Source organism: Rhizobacter sp. J219 (genome assembly GCF_024700055.1).
GTDB lineage: Bacteria > Pseudomonadota > Gammaproteobacteria > Burkholderiales > Burkholderiaceae_C > Rhizobacter.
Window position 1 is genome coordinate 3,377,797 of record NZ_JAJOND010000001.1, and the last position, 23,133, is coordinate 3,400,929.

Here is a 23,133-nt window from a genome sequence, read left to right on the forward strand (position 1 = left end):
CGGCGACAATCGCCGCATGCCCACTGCCCGCAAGTCCTCACCGCGCATCGGCTCGCCGGTGCGCGGCTCCAAGACCGGACGCCCGATCATGGTGGCGCTGGACCTGCTGGGTCGGCGCGCGGCGTTGCGCATCTTCTGGGAGCTGCGCCACGGCGGGCAGATGACCTTTCGCGCGCTGCAGGAAGCCTGCGACACCAACCCCAGCCTGCTCAACACGCGCATCAAGGAGTTGCGCGACGTGGGCCTGCTGGAACACGAGGAAGGCGGCTACCGCCTCACGCCCGAGGGCCGCAAGCTGATGGTCTCGCTCGGGCCCTTCTGCGAGTGGGCAGAAGGCTGGCGGGGCGCCTAGCTACCGCTCCCCCGGGGACAGCCGCAGCTCGTCGGCCACCCGCAGGAACTCGGCGATGAGCGGCACCTGCCGTCGCTCGGTGCGGCAGATGAGGTGGGCGTACGTCGCCACATCCGCGCCGGTGATCGGCAGGCGCACCAGGCGTGGGTCGGGCACGTAGGCGGTGTCGGCCACGATGCCGAGGCCCAAGCCCTGCGCCACCGCCTCGCGCACCGCTTCTCGGCTGCCCATCTCGACACTCGCGCGCACCGTCACGCCGTGCTCGGACAGCACCTGCTCGAAGACCTTGCGGGTGGTGGAACCCTCTTCGCGCATCACGAATTCCTGGTTCGCCAGGTCTTCGATCGTCACCGACGACTGGCGCGCGAGGGCGTGCGACACCGGCGCAAACACCACCAGCGCCTGCTTGCGGTACGGCACGCAGTGCAGCTGCGGCTCGTCCACGGCGTTGAGGATCACGCCGACGTCACCCTGGTAGTCGAGGATCATCTGCACGATGCGGCGCGAGTCGCCGACCGTCACCGCGAGGCTCACCAACGGGTGCCGCGCCCGGAAGACGCGGATCATCGGCGTGACGTTGTAAGGCCCGATCGCGCAGAGCGTGAGGCGGCCATGGTAGCGGTGCTTGGCCGCCGCCAGCAGGGCCACCGCGTCTTCCTCGGCGCTGAAGGCGCGGCGGGTGCACTCGCTGAGCGTCACGCCGAAGGGCGTGAGTTCGAGCCGCCGCCCTCGGCGGTAGAAGAGCTCCACGCCATATTCACGCTCCAGCCGGGCGATGTGGGCCGACAGCGTGGGCTGCTGCAGGCCGAGCGAGCGCGCGGCGGCCGTCATGCTGCCGGCGCGGGCGGTGGCGTCGAAGGCCTTCAGCGAGGCCAGCAGCGTCAGGCCAGACATAGATGCAATCTATACATGGCCGCGATTTTCACACTGCAACCTGCACACGCCTGCCACATGGCCCAAACAGACTTGGGCCCGTGAACCCGATTCCAGACACCCCACTCGCCGCCCCGCTGCTCACGCTGCAGGGCCTGGCGGTCACCTACGCCAACGGCCACGCCGCCCTGCACCCCACCAGCCTCGGCATCGAGGCGGGGCAGTTCGTGGTGCTGCTGGGCGCCTCGGGCGCGGGCAAGTCCACGCTGCTGCGCTGCCTCAACGGACTCGTGAGACCCAGCGACGGGCAGGTGCAGGTGGGTGACCTCGGCGCCGCGCTGACACGCTCGCGCACCCTGCGCGCGCACCGCCGCCTGACCGGCATGGTGTTCCAGCAGCACCACCTCATCGGCCGCCAGACGGTGCTCGGCAACGTGCTGCTGGGCTGCGTGGCGCAGCGCCCGGCCTGGGCCTCGTGCCTGCCCTGGCGCCACGCCGACAAACAACGCGCGCTCGCCGCCATCGAGCGCGTCGGCCTGCTCGACAAGGCGCTGGAGCGGGCCGATGCGCTGTCGGGCGGCCAGCAGCAGCGGGTGGGCATCGCCCGCGCGCTGGTGCAACAGCCGCGGCTGATGCTGGCCGACGAACCGGTGGCCAGCCTCGACCCGGCCACGGCGCTCAGCGTGCTCACGCTGCTGCACGGCATCTGCCAGGGCGACGGTCTCACCGCGGTCGTGAGCCTGCACCAGGTGGCCCTCGCACGCCGCTTCGCCGACCGCGTGATCGGCCTGCGCCAGGGCCGGGTGGTGTTCGACGGCCCGCCCGCCGCGCTCGATGCGCAGACCGAAGCCTCGCTCTACGCCGACACCCGCCCCACCGCCAGCCTGCCCCCGCAGCCAGCCGGCGCCCTCTCTCCTCTCGAACCCACGGAACTCACGCCATGTTGAAACGCCGCACCCTCAACACCGCGCTGGCCTCGGCCGCGCTCGCCCTGTTCGTGCCCCACGCCGCCCTGGCGCAAGGCGCCAACCCCGCGCGCCTGCGCGTCGCGCTGCTGCCCGACGAAAACGCCTCCACGCTGATCCAGAACGCCCAGCCCCTCAAGCAGTACCTGGAGCGCACGCTGAAGAAAGAGGTCGAGATCGTCGTCACCACCGACTACTCCTCGATGATCGAAGCCATGCGCTTCGGCCGCATCGAGGTCGCCTACTTCGGCCCCTTCTCGTACGTGCTGGCCAAGTCGAAGGCGCCCGACATCGAGCCGTTTGCCGTCGGCGTGGAGCGCGGCTCGCCCACTTACCAGTCGGTGCTGATCGCCACCGCCGGCGGGCCGGTCGCCAAGCTCGACGACGTGCGCGGCAAGCCCTTCGGCTTCGGCGACCAGGCCTCGACCTCCAGCCACCTCGCGCCACGCGCCCACCTGCTGAAGAAGGTGGGGCTTGACGGCGAGAAGGACTACCGCCCGGTGCACCTGGGCACGCACGACGCGGTGGCCCGCGCGGTGCAGGCGGGCCAGGTGCCCGCGGGGGCGCTCTCCAAGCCCATCCTCGACAACCTGGTCAAGCGCGGCACCGTCGACGCCAGCAAGATCGTGCAGCTCGACCTCACCGCCGCGATCCCCAATTACCCGATCGTGGTGCAGGGCAAGCTCGCACCCGAACTCAAGCAGGCGATCAAGAAGGCCTTCCTGGAGATGAACGACAAGGAGGTGCTCAAGTCCTTCCGCGTCGAGTCGTTCGCCGCCACCGACGACCGCGCGTACGACGTGCTGCGCGACACCGCCGGCGTGCTCAAGCTCGACCTGGCGCGCATGAAGTGATGGGGCTCGCCGTCAATCCGGCCTACGACGCCATCCTCCACACCGACCGCCGCCGCGGCCGGCGACGCCTGGGCCTGATCGGCCTCGTGCTGGCCGTGTGCCTGCTCGCGCTCGGCGTGACCGGCTTCTTCGACGCGCAGCGTTTCGCCGACGGCGGCCCCGCCCTCGTGCAGCTCGCCGACGAGATGGTGCCGCCCGATTTCACGCGCTGGCGCATGTGGCTCGTGCCGCTGCGCGACACGCTGGCGATGTCGGTCGCGGGCACGGCGCTCACCGTGCTGCTGTCGCTGCCGCTCGCGCTACTGGCCGCGCCGAACACCACGCCGCACCCGCTCGTCGGACAGGCGGCGCGCACGCTGCTCGCGGCCTGCCGCTCGGTGCCGGAAATCATCCTCGGCATCCTCTTCGTGGCCGCGGTGGGCTTCGGCGCGCTGCCGGGCGTGCTGGCGCTCGCGCTGCACTCGGCGGGCATGGTCGGCAAGTTCTACGCCGAAGCCATCGAGCATGTCGACGACAAACCGCTCGAAGCCGCCGTGGCGGCCGGGGCGAGCCGCTTCCAGGTGATCGTGCATGCGGTGCTGCCGCAGGTGATGCCGCAGCTCGCCGACATCACGCTCTACCGCTGGGAGTACCACTTCCGCGCCTCGGCGGTGCTCGGCATCGTGGGGGCGGGCGGCATCGGCTTCGAGCTGATGGCGGCGCTGCGGCTCATCAAGTACGACGAAGTCTCCGCCATCCTGTTGTCGATCCTCGCCTGCGTGCTGGTGGTCGACCGCCTGGGCGCGCTGCTGCGCCGCAAACTCAAATGACCTTGAACTCGACCCCATCCCGGCCCCGCATCGTCGTCACCCAACCCGTGCACGCAGCGGTGCTGCAGCAGCTTCGCCAGCACGGCGAGGTGACCATGAACCCCGGCCCCGAACCCTGGCCCGAGGCCGAGCTGCACCGGCACCTGGCCGAGGCCGACGCGATGATGGCCTTCATGCCCGACCGCGTGGACGGGAGCACGCTGCAACATGCACCGCGCCTGCGCACCATCGCCTGCGCGCTGAAGGGCTACGACAACTTCGACCTCGAGGCCTGCGCGCGGGCCGGCGTGCTGGTGAGCTTCGTGCCCGACCTGCTGACCGAACCCACGGCCGAGCTGGCCATCGGCCTGGCCATCGCCGCCGCACGGCACCTGCGGGCCGGCGACGCGCAGGTGCGCGCCGGTGGCTACCAGGGCTGGCGGCCGACGCTCTACGGCACCGGCCTTCACGGCGCCACCGCCGCGGTGGTGGGCCTGGGTCCGGTGGGCCGCGCCATCGTCGACCGGCTGGCCGGCTTCGGCTGCGCGCGGCTGCTGGGGGTGGACCCGTCCCAGCACGACGCCCGCGTGCAAGCGGTATCACTCGACGAGGCCTTGCAGCGCGCCGACTACCTGCTGCTCGCCGTGCCGCTCACGCCGCACAGCCGGCACCTGGTCGACGCGCACCGGCTCGCGCTGTGCAAGCGGGGCCAGATCCTCGTCAACGTGGGGCGCGGCTCGGTGGTCGACGAGGCCGCCGTTGCGCAGGCGCTGGAAGCAGGAATGCTCGGCGCCTACGCGGCCGACGTGTTCGAGCTGGAAGACTGGCACCTCGCCGACCGGCCGCGCCACATCGACCCGCGCCTGCTCGCCTCGCCGCACACCGTCTTCACCCCGCACCTCGGCTCAGCGGTGGCCTCGGTGCGCCTGGCCATCGAGCAGCGCGCCGCCGACAACCTGATCGCCGCGCTCGCCGGGCAGCCGGTGGGCGATGCGCTGACGCGCCAGCGCGCGGCTCAGCTTGCGTAGACGCCTGCCAGCGAGCGGAAGCCCTTCACCTCGATCGGGTTGCCCGACGGGTCGCGGAAGAACATCGTCCACTGCTCGCCGGGCTGGCCTTCGAAGCGCACCTGAGGCGGCATCACGAACGCGAGCTTCGCGGCGGTGAGGCGGTCGGCGAGCGCCTGCCAGTCGGGCAGTTCGAGCACGAGCCCGAGATGCGGCATCGGCACCAGCTTGTCGCCGACGCGACCGGTGTTCGTCGTCGCGAAGGGCTCGCCCAGGTGCAGCGAGATCTGGTGCCCGAAGAAGTCGAAGTCGACCCAGGTGTCGGTGCTGCGGCCTTCGCGGCAGCCGAGCACGCCGCCGTAGAAGCGGCGCGCGTCGTCGAGGCTGCGCACGTGATACGCGAGGTGGAAGAGGCTCTTCATGCGCCGATCGTAGCCAGCCGTCCCGGTAGGCGCTTGCCTACGCCAATTGCCGGCCCGCACCGATCGGCGACGCGCCTGGCGCTCCCTACAGTGCTGCCCACGTTCCGCAGACAGAAGGAGCATCTCCATGTCTTTCGCGCTCTACATGATCGGCTTCGCCCTCCTGATCGGCGGCGTGGCCTGGGCCCTGGTGCTGGCCGGGGTGTCGGCCACCTACGTGGCCATCACTTGCATCATCCTCGCCGGCCTGGGCGTCATCACCGGCGTCTCGCGCACCCGCACCAAAGACATATCGCACTGAGTTGCAAGCGGCGCGGAAACGCGCGTGCAACGAATGAATCACACCGGCCGGGCGCGCGACATCCGGCTGATACGCGGACGTTCCATCCTCACGGTCTGCCGAGACGGCGCCGCCACCCGCTGCGCTGTGCCCGATGAACCGGATGGACACGCCATGAGCTTCGAGACCCACGCCTTTCCCGACGCCCCCGACCCCCTGAACCTCCCGTCCCGCCTGTCGGCCCGCACCCAGGGCGCGGGCGACCTGGTGGTGTGCCTGCACGCCACGGCTGGCACCCACGCGCAGTGGCAAGGCCTTGCCAACATCCTGTCGCGCCACTGGCGGGTGCTGCTGCCCGACCTGCACGGCCACGGCATGAGCCCGCCGTTTCCGGGCGCGACGATGAACGCGCTGCAGGCCGACGCGCAGGCGGTGGCCGCGCTGATGGACACCCCCCACCCTCAGCCCGGTGCGCCCGGCGTGCATCTGGTCGGACACTCCTACGGCGCGGTCGTCGCCCTGCAGATCGCGCTGCGCCACCCTGAGCGGGTGCGTTCGCTGAGCCTGTACGAACCGGTCGCCTTCGGCGTGCTGCGCGAGTTGGCCCCACGCGACCCATCGCTGATGGAGATCACCGACGTGGCCCACACCGCACGCGGCCTGGTGCAACGCGGCGAGATCGACCAGGCCGCCGCCTTCTTCATGGGCTACTGGGCCGGCGACACCAGCTGGAATCAGATGGCCGCGAGCCAGCGCGATGCCATCGCGCGGCGCATGCCGGCCGTGCCGCGCCACTTCGACGCCTGCTTCACCGCCCGCTGGCACAAGAGCCTGCTGGCACGCCTGACCATGCCCATCCTGCTGATGCACGGCTCGCAGACGCGCACCCCCGCGCGGCGCGTGGCCGAACTGCTGGCCCATGCGCTGCCCAACGTGCTGCGCGCCGAGGTGCCCGGTGCCGGCCACCTGGGGCCGATCTCGCACGAAGCGACGGTCAATGCGTGGATCACCGGCCGCATCGACCCGCGCCTGTCGAACGGGCTCGACCGCATCGTGATGGCGGCCTGAGCCCGTTCACAACGCCTGAGCGCAAGTCCCGCTTGGCGGGACTGCCCGAAGTGCGTAGGGTGCGCCCCCATGACCTACGCCGCCCTCACCACCACCGACGGCCAGCGCCTGCATGTGCAGCACTGGCCGGCCCCCGACACCGCCGCCGCCCGCGGCACCGTGCTGATCGTGCACGGCCTGGGCGAACACATCGGGCGCTACGCCCATGTGGCCGCGCACCTCAACGCCGCCGGCTGGCACGTGACCGGCTACGACCACCGCGGCCACGGCCGCAGCGACGGCCCCAAGGGCAAGATCACGAGCGACGACGACCTGCTGCGCGATCTCGGCCAGATGATCGACCACGTGCGCCAGCACACGCCCGGTCCGCTGGTCCTGCTGGGCCACAGCATGGGTGGGCTGATCGCCTCGCGCTTTGTCGGCCAGGGCGTGGCTCGCCCCGGCGAGGCCCCGGGCGACTGGCACCGGCCGGTCGACGCACTGGTGCTGTCGTCGCCGGCCCTCGCGGCCGACACCAACGCCATCCAGAAACTGCTGCTCGCCACCCTCGGCGCGCTGGCGCCCGACCTGGCGGTCAACAACGGTCTGAAGCCGGAATGGATCTCGCGCGACCCGAAGGTCGTAGCCGCCTACAACGCCGACCCACTGGTGCACGACCGCATCACGCCGCGGCTGGCACGCTTCATCCTCGGCAACGGCGAGTGGGTGCGCCACCACGCCGCCCGCTGGAAGGTGCCCACGCTCTTGCTCTACGCCGGCAGCGACCGCTGCGTGGCGCCCTCCGGCAGCCGCGACTTTGCGGCGACGGCGCCGAAGTCGGTGGTCACCACACGCGAGTTTGGCCCGCTCTATCACGAGATCTTCAACGAGCCGGAGCAGGCCGAGGTGCTGGCGGTGTTGTCATCTTGGTTGCAGTCGCTGAAAGGGTCGGGTGCCTAAAATTGCACCCCCGTCCTAATTCACGCGAGCGAGCACACCATGATCCAGAAAGACAAGCTGTACATCGGCGGCCAATGGGTGGCCAGCCTGGGCCAGGAAACGCCCGGCGCGGTGATCTCGCCCGCCACCGGTGACGCAATCGCCAGCGTCGTGCGTGGCAATGCCGACGACGTGAACCGTGCCGTGGCCGCGGCCAAGGCGGCCTTCGAACCCTGGGCGGCGCTGACGCCGGCCGAGCGCGGTGCGTACCTGCTGAAGATCCACGAAGGCCTGAAGGCACGTGCCGGCGAGATCGCCAAAACCATCAGCTCCGAGATGGGCATGCCGCTCAAGCAGTCGCTGCCGATCCAGGCCGGCTCGCCGATCGCGGTCTTCAAGTACTACGCCAAGCTGGTGGAGAGCTTCCACTGGGAAGAGCAGGCCGGCCACTCGACCATCGTGCGCGAACCGGTGGGGGTGGTCGCGGCGATCACGCCGTGGAACTACCCGCTGCACCAGATCGGCGCCAAGGTCGCCGCGGCCATGGCCGCGGGCTGCACGGTGGTGTTGAAGCCGGCCGACGTGACGCCGCTCAATGCGTTCATCCTGGCCGAGGTCATCCATGAGGCCGGCGTGCCGGCGGGCGTGTTCAACCTCGTCACCGGCCGCGGCACGATCGTCGGCGAGGCGATGGTCAAGCACCCCGATGTGGACATGGTGTCGTTCACCGGCTCCACCGGTGCCGGCCGCCGCATCTCGGCGCAGGCCTCCGAAACCATCAAGCGCGTGGCGCTCGAACTCGGCGGCAAGTCGGCCTCGGTGATCCTCGAAGACGCCGACCTCGTGACCGCCGTCAAGGGCTCGGTGCAGGCCTGCTTCCTCAACGCCGGCCAGACCTGCACCGCGCACACCCGCATGGTGGTGCCCGAGAGCAAGTACGACGAAGTGGCCAAGATCGCGGTGGCCGTAACCGCCGCCTACAAGGTCGGCGACCCCTTCGACGAGACCACGGTGATGGGCCCGGTGGCTTCGAAATCGCAGCAGGACACGGTGCAGGAATACATCCAGATCGGCCTCGACGAAGGCGCCGAGCTCCTGACCGGCGGCCTCGGTGCCCCGGAAGGCCTGGAGAACAAGGGCTTCTATGTGAAGCCCACCGTCTTCGGCCGCGTGAAGCCCGATTCGCGCCTGGCGCAAGAGGAAGTCTTCGGCCCGGTGCTGTCGATCCTCACCTACAAGGACGAAGCCGAAGCCATCGCCATCGCCAACAACAGCATCTACGGCCTCTCCGGCGGCGTGTGGGCCTCGACCGACGAGCGCGCGAAGGAAGTGGCGAAGAAGATCCGCACCGGCATGGTCGACATCAACGGCGGCGGCTTCAACATGCAGGCGCCGTTCGGCGGCTACAAGCAGTCGGGCAACGGCCGCGAGTTTGGCAAGTGGGGGCTGGAAGACTTTCTGGAAGTGAAGTCCATGCAGTTCAAGCGGGCCTGATCGTTACCGCACTCGACGAAGAGGGCTTGCCACAAGGCAAGCCCCTTTTGCTTGTCTACACTGGATCGGCCGTCTCGAGGAGCACGCCATGAACGCACGCGACCCCCTGCAACCGATCCAGCCTGACGAAGCCACCGCGCTCGCTGCGTACGCGGACCGCGCCTGGGACGAGCAGATCGTCCCCGCGCTCACCGACTACATCGCGATCCCGGCCAAGAGCCCGATGTTCGATGCCGACTGGCAACAGCACGGCTACATCGACCAGGTGGTGCGTGATGCGGCCAGCTGGGTCGAGGGACGCAAGGTCGCCGGCCTGAAGCTGGAAGTGGTGCGCCTGCCGGGCCGCACGCCGGTGATCTTCTTCGAGGTGCCGGCCACCAAATCAGGGAGCACCGACACCGTGCTCATGTACGGCCACCTCGACAAACAACCCGAGTTCACCGGCTGGCGCAACGACCTCGGCCCCTGGACCGCGAAGTACGAGAACGGCCTGCTCTACGGCCGCGGCGGCGCCGACGACGGCTACGCGGTGTATGCCGCCATCACCGCCATCGAGGCGCTCGATGCGCAAGGCATTCCGCGCCCGCGCTGCGTGGGCCTCATCGAGGCTTGCGAGGAAAGCGGCTCGTTCGACCTGCCCGCCTACATCGACGCCCTCGCGCCGCGCCTCGGCGACGTGGCCCTGGTGGTCTGCCTCGACAGCGGCGCCGGCAACTACGACCAGCTCTGGCTCACCACCAGCCTGCGCGGCATGGTGAGCGGCACCTTGCGCGTGGAGATCCTGACCGAGGGCGTGCACTCGGGCGATTCGAGCGGTCTGGTGCCGTCGAGCTTTCGCATCCTGCGCCAGGTGCTCGACCGGCTCGAAGACTCGAAGACCGGGCGGCTGCTGCCCGAGAGCTTTCACTGCACCATCCCCACCGACCGCGTCGAGCAGGCACAGGCCACCGCGAAGATCCTCGGCGACGAGGTCTGGAAGCGTTTCCCCTGGGCCTGCGGCGCCGACGGCGGCCCCGCCTTGCCCACCACCACCGACCCGCTGGAAGCGCTGCTCAACCGCACCTGGCGGCCCACCCTGAGCGTGACGGGTGCCGACGGTTTTCCGGAATGGAAGAGCTTCTGGCAACGTGCTGCGCCCGTACACCGCGTTCAAGCTCAGCCTGCGCTTGCCGCCCACGGTCGACGCGAACGAGGCGGCCGAGAAGCTCAAGGTGCTGCTGGAAGACAACGCGCCCTACAACGCGAAGGTCACCTTCGGGGCCGATGGCCGCGCGGGGGCCGCAGGCGCCACCGGCTGGAACGCGCCGAGCCTCGCGCCCTGGCTCGAAGACGCGCTGCAGGCGGCCTCGCAAGCCCACTACGGCGCGCCCTGCGGCTACATCGGCCAAGGCGGCACCATCCCGTTGATGAGCCTCCTGCAACAGAGCTTCCCGAAGGCGCAGATGATGGTCTGCGGCGTGCTCGGCCCCAAGAGCAACGCCCACGGCCCCAACGAGTTCCTGCACGTGCCCTATGGGAAAAAACTCACGGCCGCCGTGGCCCAGGTGATGGCCGCCTGCCCGTGAACGCGCGCTTTGCCTCGTAGACTGGCCCGCCAGCGCGCTCCTGTGGACGTGCGCGGCGCGAGACAACGGGGAGCATTCGAATGGTGAAGTGGGTCTTGCTGCTGATCGCAGCGGCGGGGGGGCGGCTGGTTCTACGGGGTCGACGGTCGCAAGCTGGATGAGGAGATGGTGCGCGACTTCTACCGGCAGCAATCTCACGCGACCTACAGCCGCGATCCCGAAGCGCTGTGCAAACAATACGCCAGCAAGGCACAGGTGACGCAGGAGACGCGCATGTCGGGGCGCACCACCACCCTCACGATGAACGGCACGCAAGCCTGCGAGCGCCTGCGCGAGATGTTCCAGTTCTTCGAGTTGGCGGGCGAGAAGGCCGGCGGCATGCTCACCATCGAATACACGCACGAACTGCACGAGATCGAGATCGCGCCCGACCGCAAGAGCGCACGCGTCGTGTTCTCGTCGGTGCTGAAGATGGGCGAGACCTTCTTCCAGGTTTCGACCAACGCCCACGAACGGCTGGAACGCTCGATGCGCCGCGTGCAGCTCGTGCAGGCCGATGCCAAGGTCCGCGTGGCCTGGAAGCCGGGCGCCCTCCTCGACCCCGAAAAGTATTTCCGCGCGCAATGAAGCTGCTCCTTCTGCGCACACTGCTCTGCGCCACGCTGCTCGCCGGCAGCGCGGCGGCCCCGGCCCAGGCACTCGACAGTGCCGTGCTCGCGCCGCGCGTCGCGGCGCTGCAGGCGCAGATGGTCGCGTGGCGCCGTGACATCCACCAGCACCCCGAACTCTCGGGCCAGGAGGCACGCACCGCACGCCTGGTGGCGGAGCACCTGCGCAACCTCGGGCTGACGGTGAAGACCGGCATCGCGGGCCATGGTGTCGTCGGCATCCTCAAGGGCGGCCGCCCCGGCAAGGTGGTGGCGCTGCGTGCCGACATGGACGCGCTGCCGGTGCTGGAGGCAACCGGCCTGCCCTTCGCCTCGCGCGTGAAAGCACGCTTGCGCGGGCAGGACACGCCGGTGATGCACGCCTGCGGCCACGACGGCCACACCGCCATCCTGATGGGCGTGGCCGAAGCGCTGGCGGGCATCCGACAGCAAATCCCGGGCACGGTGAAGTTCATCTTCCAGCCCGCCGAAGAGGGCTTGCCCGAAGACGATCACAGCGCCTGGGGCGCCCGCGCGATGGTGGCGCAAGGCGTGCTCGACAACCCGAAGGTCGATGCGGTGTTCGGGCTGCACCTCTCGCCCAACCTCGCAGCCGGCACGCTGGGTGTGCGCAGCGGGCCGATGATGGCCGGCGCAGACACCCTGCGCATCGACGTCACCGGCGAGCAGACCCACGGCGCCGCGCCGTGGACGGGCACCGACCCGATCGTCGTCGCCGCGCAGATCATCACCGGCCTGCAGACGGTGGTGAGCCGCCAGCTCAACATCAACCACGAGCCGGTGGTGCTGACGATCGCCGCCATCCACGGCGGCAACCGCGAGAACATCATCCCCGACAAGGTCGAGATGCTGGGCACGCTGCGCACCTTCGACGAAGAGATGCGCACCGAGGCCAAGCAGCGCATCACCACCACCGCCGAGAAGATCGCCGAAGCGAGCGGCGCGAAGGCACGGGTGACCTTCGGGCCGGCCTCGTACAGCGTGACGGTCAACCACGCGGCCCTCACCGACACGATGACGCCGACGCTGCAGCGCGCAAGCGGCGGCAAGGTGGTGCCCATTCCGAAGATCAGCGCGTCGGAAGACTTCTCCGAGTACCAGAAGGTGGTGCCGGGCCTGTTCTACATCCTCGGCGCGCCGCCCAAGGGCAAGACGCCGATGGACGCCGCCACCAACCATTCGCCGAACTTCGACTTCGACGAAGACGCGATGCAACTCGGCGCGCTCACGCTCGGGCTGCTGGCGCTCGACTACCTCGCGCTATCGCGTTGAATCGGCGCGCTGAAGATTCAAGAGGCTCGCACCGACGGCCTCGGCGACCTCGATGCCGTCGACCCCGGCCGACATGATCCCGCCCGCATACCCCGCGCCTTCGCCGGCGGGGTACAGGCCCTTCACGTTCAGGCTCTGGTAGTCGCGACCGCGCGTGATGCGCAGCGGTGAAGAGGTGCGTGTCTCCACGCCGGTCAGCACCGCGTCGGGCATTGAGTAGCCCTTGATCTGGCGCTCGAAGGCAGGCAGCGCTTCGCGGAGGGCGTGGATGACGTAGTCGGGCAGGCTCGGCCCGAGGTCGGTGAGGTGCACGCCGGGCTTGTACGAGGGCTCGACCCGGCCCAGCACCTTCGAGGCCTGGCCCTTGATGAAGTCACCGACCAGCTGGCCCGGCGCACCGTAGGCGCGGTCGCCGAGCAGGAAGGCCTGCGATTCGAGCTGGCGCTGGAAGGCAATGCCGTCGAGCGGGTTCACCGGGCCATCGCCCTTGTCTTGGCGGTAGTCCTGCGGCGAGATGCCGACGACGATGCCCGAATTCGCATTGCGCTCGTTGCGCGAGTACTGGCTCATGCCGTTGGTCACCACCCGCTCGGGCTCGGAGGTGGCGGCCACCACCGTGCCGCCGGGGCACATGCAGAAGCTGTAGACCGAGCGGCCGTTCTTCGCGTGATGCACCAGCTTGTAGTCGGCGGCGCCGAGGATGGGGTTTCCTGCGTTGGGCCCGAAGCGCGCCTTGTCGATCAGGCTTTGCGGGTGTTCGATGCGAAAGCCCACCGAGAAGGGCTTGGCCTCCATGAAGACGCCGCGCTGCTGCAGCATCGCGAAGGTGTCGCGGGCGCTGTGGCCGAGGGCCAGCACCACGTGGTCGCTTGCGATCTGTTCCCCCGAGGCGAGTGTCACGCCACGCACCTGGCCGTCGTCGATGTGGAGATCCGTCACACGCTGCCGGAAGCGGATCTCGCCGCCCAGCGCTTCGATGTCGGCGCGGATCTTCTCGACCATGCTGACCAGCCGGAAGGTGCCGATGTGCGGCTTGCTGACGAAGAGGATCTCCTCCGGCGCGCCGGCCTTCACGAACTCGGTCAGCACCTTGCGCGTGAGGTGGCGCGGATCGCTGATCTGGCTGTAGAGCTTGCCGTCGGAGAAGGTGCCGGCGCCGCCCTCGCCGAACTGCACGTTCGATTCGGGGTTCAGCTCGCGCCGTCGCCACAGGCCCCAGGTGTCCTGCGTGCGCTGGCGCACCTCCTTGCCACGCTCCAGCACGATCGGGCGCAGGCCCATCTGCGCCAGGATCAGCGCCGCGAAGATGCCGCAAGGGCCGAAGCCGACGACGAGCGGTCGCCCTTCACCCTTTGCCGCGAAATCGGCCGGCGCATGGCCAATGAACTGGTAGCGGGTGTCGGGCGATGGGCGGATGTGCGGGTCGCCCTGGAAGCGCGCCAACACCTCGGCCTCGTCGGCCAGCTCGCAGTCGAGCGTGTAGATGAGCTGGATCGCGCTTTTCTTGCGCGCGTCGTAGCTGCGCTTGAACACGGTGAACGCCTTCAGCGCGGCATCGTCGATGCCCAGCCGCTGCACGACAGCCGGGCGCAGCGCCGCTTCGGGGTGGTCCAGGGGCAGTCGCAGTTCGGTGATACGGAGCATCCTGCGATTGTCCCGCACACAAAAAAACAAGCCGCCCGAAGGCGGCCTGCTCGGAGGCACTGGCGCTCAGTGGCCGGCGCCGACTCCACGCGCGGCCTGGCCATTGCGCGTGGCGGCGATCGCTTCCTTGCGCACTTCGTCGCGGCTGCGGGTCGAGACGATCGGCGTGGCGTTGACGTCGACTTCGGCCGGGCGGTCGAAAGCCCCTTCGCTGCGCGCCTGCAGCACTTCGGCACGGCGCTGCGCACGGGTCACGGTGCTCGCGGCGGGCGCCTTCTGGAAGACGCCGGCGATGTCGGCTTCGGCGGGCAGCAGGTTCTCGCCGTTGGCGCGGGCCTTGATCACCTCGGCGCGCACGGCGGCGCGGGTGGTGGTGCTGGGCTGCGTGGCACCGAAGTGCTGCAGGTCAAGTTCGCCGCTCTGGGCGAAGGCGGCCGAGCCAAACGCGGCGAGGGCCAGGGCGAGGGCATGTTTGCGGTTCATGGTGATGGCTCCAGTGTGTTCAGTTCGATGTCGAAAGCGGCGGATCAGTAGCCAGCGCCGATGCGGGACTTGTCCTGATAGATGTCGGTGCGGGCCTGGGCACGGGCTTCGGCACGCACGGCTTCGCGGCTGATGGTCGAGCCGGCGGGGGCCTTCCAGGCGGCGACTTCCGGCGGCGTCACGAGGTCGGCGCCGGCCAGTTCGGCCTTCACCTGGGCGCGCGTCACGCGGGTGGCGAAGGGGCTGGCGCTGCGGGCCGGCACGGCGGCGGCGATCACTTCGCTCGGCACGGTCAGTTCACCCTTGGCCTGGGCCGACAGCACCTCGGCGCGCACGGCGGCGCGGCTCACGGTCGAGGCCTGGTTCTGGCCGAAGTGCTGCAGGTCGATTTCGCTGCTTTGAGCGAAAACGGCAGACGAGCCGAAGAGAGCGATGGCGGCGGCGGTGAAGACTTGCTTGCGGTTCATGATGATTTCCTTGACGGTGGTTGAGACGTTTACCGGGCACGGCGGTCTAGGGTTCTCCGTCTTGTCCAGCCTCGGTGAGTCGTGTTAGTCAGATTCGGCTCATCGATGGAGCGAACTGTAGACATTGCCAAACCATCAATAAATAACCTATCCTCAAACAACGCATTGCAAAAAACGCAACGATGAGGATGTAAGCGATGGACCGACTCCATTCCATGCGGGTGTTTTCCCGGGTGATCGAAGAGGGCAGCTTTGCCGGCGCGGCGCGGCAGCTGAACCTCTCGGCCGCGGTGGTGACCCGCCTCGTGGCCGACCTCGAAGAGCACCTGGGCGCCCGCCTGATCAACCGCACGACGCGCCGCCTGGCGCTCACCGACATCGGCGAGCTCTACCTCGAACGGGTGCGGCAGATCCTGACCGAGGTGGAAGAGGCCGAAGCGCTGGCCAGCGCCGCCACCTCGGAGCCGCGCGGCCACCTGCGCGTGCTGGTGCCACCGGCCTTTGCGGTGCACCAGATCGCCAAGCACCTGCCGCGCTTTCGCGAGCTGTACCCCAAGGTGACGCTGGAGCTGGCCGCGCCAGGGCCGGTGGAGACGGTGGACGAGAACTACGACGTGAGCATCATCCAGGTGGGCCTGCAGCCGCTGAACGGCGACTTCGTGGCGCGGCTGCTGGCCCGCTCGGAGGTCATCACCTGCGCCTCACCCGACTACCTCGACCGCCACGGCCGGCCCAAGCACCCCGAGGAGCTGCACCGCCACGAGGCCATGCTGCCGAGCTTCGCCCGCGAGATCACCTTCCACCGCGGCCCCTGGGGCGACGACGAACCTGCCGGCGAATCGGTGACGCTGGTGCCGGCGCGCCCGGCGCTGTCGACCATCCACAGCGACACGATGTACGCCGCGGCGCTGGCCGGCATGGGCATTTCGGGCCTGCCGTCGTACGTGGTCGAAGACGCCCTGCTCGAACACGCGCTGGAGCGTGTGCTGCCCGAGTGGCGCGTGCTGACGCTGCGCCTCTACGCCGCGATGCCCACGCGCAAGTACGTGCCGGCACGCACACGCGCCTTCATCGACTTCCTGGTGCAGACCTTCGGTGGCCGCGAACACGACCCGTGGCTGCAGGCGGCCGGCTGCGAGACCTGCCCGCAGGTGGCAGTGCCGGAGCAGCGCAGCCTGCTGCAGTGACGGCGTGAGTCAGTAGAACGCGTCGCTGCGCAGTCAATAGAAGGCGTCACTGCGTGACGTGCCCATCAGCGGCTCGAGCAGGTGCGCGAGCGGCCCGAGGCCGTTGTAGCGCACCGCCACCTTGTGGGCGTAGCGGAAGAACCTCGGCAGGTCACGGCTGTAGTTGGGCTTGCCGTCGCGGTGCTTCAGGCGGCAGAAGATGCCGAGCACCTTGAGGTGGCGCTGCAGGCCCATCCATTCGAGCTGGCGCCAGAAGTCGCCGAAGTCGTCGGGCACCGGCAACGAGGCTTTCTTCGCCTGCTGCCAGTAGCGCACCGCCCAGTCGATCTCCTGCTCTTCTTCCCAGGAGATGAAGGCATCGCGCAACAGGCTCGCGATGTCGTAGGTGATGGGGCCACGCACCGCGTCCTGGAAGTCAAGGATTCCGGGGTTGCCGGCTTCGGCCGGGCAGATCATCAGGTTGCGCGGCATGTAGTCGCGGTGCACGGCGACGGTGGGCTGCGCGAGCGCGCTTGTGACCAGCAGGTCGCACACCTTCTGCCAGCGCGCCTGCTGCTCGGCCGTCCAGGTGACGCCGTATTCCTTGGCCACGCACCAGTCGGGGAACAGCTGCAGCTCGCGGCGCAGCAGGGCATCGTCATAGGCAGGCAGACCGCTCGCATCGGCGCGGGTCTGCCACTGCACAAGCGCCGCGGTCGCATCGCGCATCAGGACGGCGGCACCGGCGAGGTCCCCTGCCGCCTGCGCCTGCTGCAGGGCCTGCAGGTAGAGCTGCGAGCCGAGGTCGCTCAGCAACAGGAAGCCGTGTTCTGCATCCTGCTCCAGCACACGCGGCGCATTGAGGCCGGCACCTTCGAACATGGCCGCGATGGCGATGAAGGGGCGCACGTCTTCCTGCGGCGGCGGGGCATCCATCACGATGAAGGAGCGGCCGGCGCCGTCGACCCGGAAGTAGCGGCGGAAGCTCGCGTCGGCACTCGCCGCCCGCAAGCTCTGCGGGTCGAAGTCGTGGCGTTGTGCGGCGGTAGCGAGCCAGGCCGCGAATCGCTCGCGGCGAGCATCGTCGGGCCACGCGATCGCGGCGGGAAGGGAGGTGGTGACCATAGGGGGAAGCAGGCTGCGGGCTAGGGGAATTGAGGGCTGGATGCCCTCATCCCTCGTCGATAATCGATTCTACAAATCGACCCCCGCAGGTGGCCTCGATGCGGCAAGGGACAGTCCGCGATGCTGCGCCCCTTCGCCCTTTCTCCCTCTTCTCGCGCTCTCCTCGTCTTCCTTTGCACCACGCCCCTCGACATCGCCACCACGCCATCGCGGCGGCCTGCCTTGCGGTCGGCGCCTGGCCTTCGGCGTGGGCCCAGCCCGCGACGGCGGCGACCGGCAAGCCGCCGGTCGTCGTCGAAGCGAAAGAAGTTCGAGCGCGACCCGACCTCGATGCGGTGGCCGAAGGCGATGCACAACTGCGCCATGGGCCGATCGAGATCCGCGCCGACCGCCTGAGCTATGACCAGGCCACCGACACCGCCCGTGCCCAGGGCAATGTGCGCATCACACGCGACGGCAACGTCTACAGCGGGCCCGAGCTGCTGTTGCAGCTCGGCACCTACCAGGGTTACTTCGTCAACCCGACGTATTTCTTCTCGCGCACGCAGGCGGGCGGCAGCGCCACGCGGCTCGACCTGATGGGCGAAGACGTCGCCATCGCCACCGGCGGCAACTACACGAGCTGTCCCCGCGAGGGCGACGCCACGCCCGCATGGCTGCTGTCGACCGACCGCGTGCGCATGGATTTTCCGAACAACGAGGGCATCGCCGAAGGTGCGGTGCTGCGCTTCTACGGCGTGCCCATCCTCGCCGCGCCGGTGCTGAGCTTCCCGCTCACCGACGCACGCAAGTCGGGCTGGCTGCCGCCCACCACGAGCGTGGACAACAAGAGTGGCCTGCAGCTCTCGGTGCCCTACTACTGGAACATCGCCCCCAACCGCGACGCCACGCTCACGCCGATGGTGTTCGCCAAACGCGGGCTCGGGCTGGGCACGGAGTTCCGCTATCTGGAGCGCAGCGACGAAGGGGTGCTCAAGACAAGCTTCCTGCCGAACGACCGGCTCACCGGCCACAGCCGGCACTCGGCGGGTTACCTGCACGAGGGCAACCTTTTCGGCACCGGCTACTACAAGGCCGACGTGGTGCGGGTCTCCGACAACGACTACTGGAAAGACTTTCCCGGCGACTACCCGAGCCTCACGCCGCGGCTGCTCACCGGTGATGCGCAAGTGCATGCGCCGGTGTTCGGCCAGTGGAAGACCTATGCGCGCGTGCTGCGCTGGCAGTTGCTGCAAGATGCCGACCCGGTCAACCAGATCGTCGCGCCTTACGACCGGTATCCGCAGGTCGGGTTTCACGGCACGCAGGCCTTGCCGGGCGGATTCGAGTTCGGCATGCAGACGGAGTACAACCGGTTCACCAACCCCAACGACACCATCGACCGCGCCCGCATGACGGGCCAGCGCTGGCACACCATCGGCTCACTGAGCTGGCCGATGGTCACACCGGGGTGGAGCCTCGTGCCCAAGTTCTCGTTCAACGCCGCCTCGTACAGCCTCGACCGCCCGCTCACGGCCGGCGAGTTCATCGGCCAGCGCCAGCTGAACCGCACCATCCCGACCTTCAGCCTCGACAGCGCCTGGGTGCTCGAGCGGGACACCACCTGGTTCGGCCGTGGCATGCACCAGACGCTCGAGCCGCGCCTCTACTACGTCAAGACACCCTACCGCGACCAGACCGGCCTGCCCTTGTTCGACACGGCCGCCCGCGACTTCAACTTCGACTCGATTTACAGCGACAACGACTTTTCTGGCATCGATCGGGTGTCGGACGCACACCAGGTGACCGCTGGCGTGACCACCCGCATGCTGGACGCGCAGACCGGCGCCGAAGCGCTGCGGGTCGGCATTGCCCAGCGGCTCCTGCTCTCGGAGCAGCGCATCACCACCGACGAGGTCCCCAACACTGAAAGCGTGTCCGACCTGCTGCTGATGGGGTCAACCAGCTTCTGGCCGCAGTGGAAGCTCGAAGCCGGCGTGCAATACAGCCCGGAGATCTCGCGCACCAAACGCTCGCTGCTGAGCGCGCGCTATTCGCCAGGCCCCTACCGCACCCTCTACTCGGCCTACCGCTTCAAGCGCGACGAGAGCGAGCAGGTTGAACTCGGCTGGCAATGGCCGATCTATGGGCGGGTGCGTGACAGCAGGAGCCCGCCCACCCAACAATGCTCCGGCGCCTGGTACAGCGTCGGCCGCGTCAGCTACAGCATGCGCGAAAGCCGCGTCACCGACTCGGTGCTCGGCTTCGAATACGACGCCGGCTGCTGGATCGGCCGCCTGGTCGCCAAGCGGGTGTCGACCAGCCGGCAAGACGCCACCACCCAGCTTGGCTTTGAAATCGAGTTCGTCGGCCTGTCGCGCCTGGGCACCAACCCGCTGAGGGTCTTGAAGGACAATATCCCCGGCTACCGCCTGCTGCGTGACGACACGCCCACCGAGGCCTCCGCGCCGACCGTCCCCTGAACCCCATGACACCGATCCGCCACTGGCCCTGTCTCGCCCTGCTGTCGCTCACGCTCGCGGCAGGCCTGCCCGCGCACGCGCAACGGAGCGCCCCTCGCACGGCCGACTACATCGTCGCCATCGTCAACCAGGAGCTGGTCACCGCCGCCGAACTGCAACAGCGCATGGCGCAGGTGCGCGAGAACGCCCGCCGCAGCAACGCCCAGCTGCCACCCGACGAGGAACTCCGGCGCGAAGTGCTCGATGCCCTGATCGACGAGCGGGTGATCATCACCAACGCACGCGACAGCGGCATGCGCCTCGACGACGCCGAACTCGAACGTGCGATGGCCAACGTGGCCGCGCAGAACCAGCTCACGCCGCAACAACTGCGCGAGCGCCTGCGCCGCGAGGGCATCGACTACGCGCGCTTCCGGAGGAACATCCGTGACCAGTTGCTGGTCGAGCGCACCCGTGAGCGCGAGGTGCAGGGGCGCATCCGCATCACCGATTCAGAAGTCGACGCCTGGCTCGACAAGCAACGCGCCGCCGCGGGCAGCGCCACCGAATTCAACCTCGCCCAGGTGCTGGTGATCGTGCCCGAGAACGCGCCGGCCAACGTGGTGGAAGAGCGCCGCGCCCGCGCCGAGGCCGCACTCGAACGCTTGCGCAAGGGCGAAGCCTTCGACGCGGTGGCCCGCGAGGTGTCGGAAGACACCAACCGCGCCAAGGGCGGCGAGATCGGCCTGCGGCCGGCCAGCCAGCTCCCCGACATCTTCGTCAACGCCGTGAGCCCGTTGAAGGCAGGCGAGTTCACCCCCACGCTGCTGCGCAGCTCGGCGGGCTTTCACGTGCTCAAGGTGCTGGCACGCAACGAGACCGGCGCCTTCACCGTCACGCAGACCCGTGCCCGCCACGTGCTGCTGCGGCCCTCGGCCCAGCTGAGCCAGGAGGCCGCGATCCGCCGCCTGCAGGAGTTCAAGCGCCAGATCGCCGCCGGCACCCGCACCTTCGACCAGATCGCTCGCGACAACTCGGAAGACGGCAGCGCTGCGCAAGGCGGCGACCTCGGCTGGGTCTCGCCCGGCAATTTCGTGCCCGAGTTCGAAGAGGCGATGAACGCACTGGCGCTCAACGGCCTGTCCGACCCCGTGGTCTCGCGCTTTGGCGTGCACTTGATCCAGGTGATGGAGCGCCGCAAGGTCACGCTCGACGCAAAGCAACAGCGCGAACAGGCCCGCAGTGCGCTGCGTGAGCAGAAGTTCGAAGAGGCCTACCTCGAATGGGTGCGCGAGCTGCGCGCCCGCGCCTACGTCGAGCTGCGTGAGCCGCCGCAATAACCGGCGCGAGCGCGTTTGAAGCACATCCCGCGCAAGAGATTCGGCCAGCACTTTCTGGCCGATGCGTCGGTGATCGACAACATCGTCGAGGCCATCGACCCACGGCCCGGCCAGGCGCTGGTCGAGATCGGGCCAGGCCTCGGCGCGATGACCGATCCGCTGGTCACGCGCAGCAAGCACCTCACCGTGGTGGAGCTCGACCGTGACCTCGCCGCACGGCTGCGCAAGCGCCCGGAACTGACGGTGGTCGAATCCGACGTGCTCAAGGTCGACTTCAGCGCGCTCGCGAAAGCCGCCGGCCAGAAGCTGCGTGTGGTCGGCAACCTGCCCTACAACATCTCCACGCCCATCCTCTTCCACCTGCTCGAATCGGTTGAGCACGTGCTCGACCAGCACTTCATGCTGCAGAAGGAAGTGGTCGACCGCATGGCCGCCGCCCCCGGCAACAAGGACTTCGGGCGGCTCTCGGTGATGCTGCAGTGGCGCTACGCCATTGAATCGGTGCTCGAGGTTCCGCCGGAAGCCTTCGATCCTCCACCGCGCGTGGACTCGGCCGTGGTGCGCATGGTGCCCCTTCCGAGCCCCGATGGCCTGGACGCCGCCCTGCTCGGCGAACTGGTGACCGTCGCCTTTTCGCAGCGCCGCAAGCTGCTGCGCCACACACTGGGGCGCTGGTTGACCGAACGCGGCTTCAGCGGTGACTTCGACACGCAGCGCCGGGCCGAAGAAGTGCCCGTGGCGGAATACCTCACCCTTGCGCGCGCCTTGAGCCAGAAATGAAAAGAGCGGCCGAAGCCGCTCTTTCGTCGAACACGCTGCGCTCAGCTCACGCGGCTGTCAGCCACATCGAGGTATCGAAGGCGCTGCTCATCATCGGCATGTTCATGCCGAAGCTGGCATTCGCCGCGTTCTTGGCTGCCACCTTGGTGGGCTTTTCTGCAGTGTTCTGGGCCGTTTCATTTGCCCGCTCCCATGACCCTTGTTCTTGGGAGCGGGCTACTGAAAAGAATAGAAGCACCTGAACGGTATCTTTCGCTCGGCCCAGAAATCGGCCGCGTCGCGGAAGACATCGAGCAACTGCTCGCGCGCCTCACGGTCGAAGCGCGGGTTGTCGGGCAACTGCTCCAGCACCACCACGAAGCCAGGCTGAGCGCCCGACTTGTGAACGAGGTCCGTCATGCAGTCGTACAAGGCATCGAGGTTCTTGCCAAAGTGCGCCGGGAAGAGGAACGACTCGGCAATGGCTTCCATGACGTCCTGCTTGGTCTGGGCCGAAGTCAGGTTGGCGTAGAGAAAGTGCTGACCCGCGCCTTGCGCCGCGTCGTGCAGCTCATCTACGCGGTAGGCGCGTATCGACTGGACAATGTTTGGACGGACTGTCTGCAACAGCATGGTCACGTTCCTCCTTAGGGTTCAAAACAAAACCTTGTGACGCTCACTTCACGATGCGACGAAAGCTCGCGTAGTGGTCGTCCGTGTAAAAGCAGGCATCGGGCGCAGTGGGCTGATGGCCCCCACACACGATGCGGCGCGCGCCACGGTTGCGCGACCCGGGTGTCTTGACGGTGTATTCGCGGTAGTAGCCGCGAGCCTGAACCGGCAGCAGCCGCTCGCGATTGCCGAAGCGACTGCCGTCTTTTTCATATGGGAAGGGTCCGCCGGCACGGATGAGGCGCTCGGTCTCCTGGGCTTCAATCGGAAGGCTGGCTAGCGGCACCGCCTGGATCAGCGCTGCGGGCGGCTTGGCGGCAACGCCATCGCCCCAGAATGCGGCACCTGCCAGAACCACCATCACCAGAAAGTTGGCAAGCGCCGACTTTCGAAGGGACGGCCACCCAAGCTGCCGACCGAAGAGAACCACGGGTTATCCCTGAAATATGAAGCCGAGATGGTACCGAATCAGGGCGGAAAGCTCAAGCCGCTGCCTCAATATGAGGCACT

Annotated in this window: 24 protein-coding genes and 1 pseudogene; 17 read left to right on the plus strand and 8 right to left on the minus strand. The window is 68.6% G+C overall.

Annotation, left to right across the window (positions count from 1 at the left end; translation table 11 throughout):
- The first annotated feature begins 16 nt into the window (after window positions 1-16).
- The gene (locus tag LRS03_RS15885) at window positions 17-352 is read left to right on the plus strand and encodes a winged helix-turn-helix transcriptional regulator (protein ID WP_257826605.1); all 336 of its coding nucleotides are present in this window, start codon (window positions 17-19) and stop codon (window positions 350-352) included.
- Here LRS03_RS15885 and LRS03_RS15890 read toward each other — a convergent pair whose 3' ends face one another.
- Window positions 353-1,246, minus strand: a complete 894-nt coding sequence (locus LRS03_RS15890; protein WP_257826606.1) for a LysR substrate-binding domain-containing protein — start codon at window positions 1,244-1,246, stop codon at window positions 353-355.
- Window positions 1,247-1,326: 80 nt separating this feature from the next.
- On the opposite strand from LRS03_RS15890, the gene phnC reads away from it, so the two are divergent.
- The 4 genes from phnC to LRS03_RS15910 are packed head-to-tail and all read left to right on the plus strand — an operon-like array spanning window position 1,327 to window position 4,860.
- Window positions 1,327-2,172 carry a phosphonate ABC transporter ATP-binding protein gene (phnC, locus tag LRS03_RS15895; protein WP_489739920.1) on the plus strand — a complete coding sequence of 282 codons (846 nt, stop codon included), beginning with the start codon at window positions 1,327-1,329 and terminating at the stop codon, window positions 2,170-2,172.
- Window positions 2,166-3,044, plus strand: coding sequence for a phosphate/phosphite/phosphonate ABC transporter substrate-binding protein (gene phnD, locus LRS03_RS15900; RefSeq protein ID WP_374685064.1), 879 nt, complete (start codon window positions 2,166-2,168; stop codon window positions 3,042-3,044). Before phnC ends, phnD begins: the two co-directional genes overlap by 7 nt.
- Window positions 3,044-3,853 carry a phosphonate ABC transporter, permease protein PhnE gene (gene phnE / locus LRS03_RS15905; protein WP_257826608.1) on the plus strand — a complete coding sequence of 270 codons (810 nt, stop codon included), beginning with the start codon at window positions 3,044-3,046 and terminating at the stop codon, window positions 3,851-3,853. The genes phnD and phnE overlap by 1 nt, the downstream gene beginning before the upstream one ends.
- Entirely contained in the window at window positions 3,850-4,860 is a 1,011-nt protein-coding gene (locus tag LRS03_RS15910; RefSeq protein WP_257826610.1) for an NAD(P)-dependent oxidoreductase, read from the plus strand. Before phnE ends, LRS03_RS15910 begins: the two co-directional genes overlap by 4 nt.
- Here LRS03_RS15910 and LRS03_RS15915 read toward each other — a convergent pair.
- On the minus strand, window positions 4,848-5,261 hold the full coding sequence (locus LRS03_RS15915) for a VOC family protein (RefSeq protein ID WP_257826611.1): 414 nt from the start codon (window positions 5,259-5,261) through the stop codon (window positions 4,848-4,850). The genes LRS03_RS15910 and LRS03_RS15915 overlap by 13 nt on opposite strands.
- Before the next feature lie 127 nt (window positions 5,262-5,388).
- Here LRS03_RS15915 and LRS03_RS15920 point away from each other — a divergent pair, with 127 nt between their 5' ends.
- From LRS03_RS15920 to LRS03_RS15950, 7 genes and pseudogenes are all read left to right on the plus strand, one after another.
- On the plus strand, window positions 5,389-5,562 hold the full coding sequence (locus LRS03_RS15920; RefSeq protein WP_257826613.1) for a hypothetical protein: 174 nt from the start codon (window positions 5,389-5,391) through the stop codon (window positions 5,560-5,562).
- Between the two features lie 153 nt (window positions 5,563-5,715).
- Entirely contained in the window at window positions 5,716-6,609 is an 894-nt protein-coding gene (locus tag LRS03_RS15925; RefSeq protein WP_257826614.1) for an alpha/beta fold hydrolase, read from the plus strand.
- A 69-nt stretch (window positions 6,610-6,678) separates the two neighbouring features.
- On the plus strand, window positions 6,679-7,548 hold the full coding sequence (locus LRS03_RS15930; RefSeq protein WP_257826615.1) for an alpha/beta hydrolase: 870 nt from the start codon (window positions 6,679-6,681) through the stop codon (window positions 7,546-7,548).
- Between the two features lie 39 nt (window positions 7,549-7,587).
- On the plus strand, window positions 7,588-9,021 hold the full coding sequence (locus tag LRS03_RS15935; protein ID WP_257826617.1) for an aldehyde dehydrogenase family protein: 1,434 nt from the start codon (window positions 7,588-7,590) through the stop codon (window positions 9,019-9,021).
- An 88-nt stretch (window positions 9,022-9,109) separates the two neighbouring features.
- Window positions 9,110-10,586: pseudogene (locus LRS03_RS15940) on the plus strand (M20 family metallopeptidase).
- Between the two features lie 165 nt (window positions 10,587-10,751).
- Complete coding sequence (locus tag LRS03_RS15945) at window positions 10,752-11,213, plus strand: hypothetical protein (RefSeq protein WP_257826619.1); 462 nt, start codon at window positions 10,752-10,754, stop codon at window positions 11,211-11,213.
- A complete protein-coding gene (locus tag LRS03_RS15950; RefSeq protein WP_257826621.1) occupies window positions 11,210-12,526 on the plus strand; it encodes an amidohydrolase in 1,317 nt (438 codons plus the stop codon). The genes LRS03_RS15945 and LRS03_RS15950 overlap by 4 nt, the downstream gene beginning before the upstream one ends.
- Here LRS03_RS15950 and LRS03_RS15955 read toward each other — a convergent pair.
- From LRS03_RS15955 to LRS03_RS15965, 3 genes are all read right to left on the minus strand, one after another.
- Window positions 12,515-14,170 (minus strand): NAD(P)/FAD-dependent oxidoreductase, encoded by a 1,656-nt coding sequence (locus LRS03_RS15955; RefSeq protein ID WP_257826623.1) that lies wholly within the window; start codon window positions 14,168-14,170, stop codon window positions 12,515-12,517. The two genes, LRS03_RS15950 and LRS03_RS15955, sit on opposite strands and share 12 nt — an antisense overlap.
- Window positions 14,171-14,236: 66 nt before the next feature.
- Window positions 14,237-14,653: a DUF4148 domain-containing protein gene (locus LRS03_RS15960; RefSeq protein ID WP_257826624.1), complete on the minus strand. Its 417-nt coding sequence runs from the start codon at window positions 14,651-14,653 to the stop codon at window positions 14,237-14,239.
- A 44-nt stretch (window positions 14,654-14,697) separates the two neighbouring features.
- Window positions 14,698-15,120, minus strand: a complete 423-nt coding sequence (locus LRS03_RS15965) for a DUF4148 domain-containing protein (RefSeq protein ID WP_257826625.1) — start codon at window positions 15,118-15,120, stop codon at window positions 14,698-14,700.
- A gap of 197 nt (window positions 15,121-15,317) precedes the next feature.
- Here LRS03_RS15965 and LRS03_RS15970 point away from each other — a divergent pair, with 197 nt between their 5' ends.
- A complete protein-coding gene (locus LRS03_RS15970) occupies window positions 15,318-16,307 on the plus strand; it encodes a LysR family transcriptional regulator (RefSeq protein WP_257826627.1) in 990 nt (329 codons plus the stop codon).
- Between the two features lie 33 nt (window positions 16,308-16,340).
- Here LRS03_RS15970 and LRS03_RS15975 read toward each other — a convergent pair whose 3' ends face one another.
- The gene (locus tag LRS03_RS15975) at window positions 16,341-17,411 is read right to left on the minus strand and encodes an aminoglycoside phosphotransferase family protein (protein ID WP_257826628.1); all 1,071 of its coding nucleotides are present in this window, start codon (window positions 17,409-17,411) and stop codon (window positions 16,341-16,343) included.
- A gap of 173 nt (window positions 17,412-17,584) precedes the next feature.
- Between LRS03_RS15975 and LRS03_RS15980 the strand changes: the two genes are divergently transcribed.
- From LRS03_RS15980 to LRS03_RS15995, 4 genes are read left to right on the plus strand one after another with little or no spacing between them, the layout of a single operon-like run.
- Window positions 17,585-19,873 (plus strand): LPS-assembly protein LptD, encoded by a 2,289-nt coding sequence (locus LRS03_RS15980; protein ID WP_257826630.1) that lies wholly within the window; start codon window positions 17,585-17,587, stop codon window positions 19,871-19,873.
- A gap of 5 nt (window positions 19,874-19,878) precedes the next feature.
- Window positions 19,879-21,192, plus strand: a complete 1,314-nt coding sequence (locus LRS03_RS15985; protein ID WP_257826631.1) for a peptidylprolyl isomerase — start codon at window positions 19,879-19,881, stop codon at window positions 21,190-21,192.
- Window positions 21,193-21,207: 15 nt separating this feature from the next.
- On the plus strand, window positions 21,208-21,972 hold the full coding sequence (gene rsmA, locus LRS03_RS15990) for a 16S rRNA (adenine(1518)-N(6)/adenine(1519)-N(6))-dimethyltransferase RsmA (protein ID WP_257826632.1): 765 nt from the start codon (window positions 21,208-21,210) through the stop codon (window positions 21,970-21,972).
- Window positions 21,969-22,214 (plus strand): hypothetical protein, encoded by a 246-nt coding sequence (locus tag LRS03_RS15995; protein WP_257826633.1) that lies wholly within the window; start codon window positions 21,969-21,971, stop codon window positions 22,212-22,214. Before rsmA ends, LRS03_RS15995 begins: the two co-directional genes overlap by 4 nt.
- Here LRS03_RS15995 and LRS03_RS16000 read toward each other — a convergent pair.
- Window positions 22,189-22,584 carry a barstar family protein gene (locus tag LRS03_RS16000; protein ID WP_201809742.1) on the minus strand — a complete coding sequence of 132 codons (396 nt, stop codon included), beginning with the start codon at window positions 22,582-22,584 and terminating at the stop codon, window positions 22,189-22,191. The two genes, LRS03_RS15995 and LRS03_RS16000, sit on opposite strands and share 26 nt — an antisense overlap.
- A gap of 43 nt (window positions 22,585-22,627) precedes the next feature.
- The gene (locus tag LRS03_RS16005; protein WP_374685108.1) at window positions 22,628-22,984 is read right to left on the minus strand and encodes a guanyl-specific ribonuclease; all 357 of its coding nucleotides are present in this window, start codon (window positions 22,982-22,984) and stop codon (window positions 22,628-22,630) included.
- Window positions 22,985-23,133: the final 149 nt, after the last annotated feature.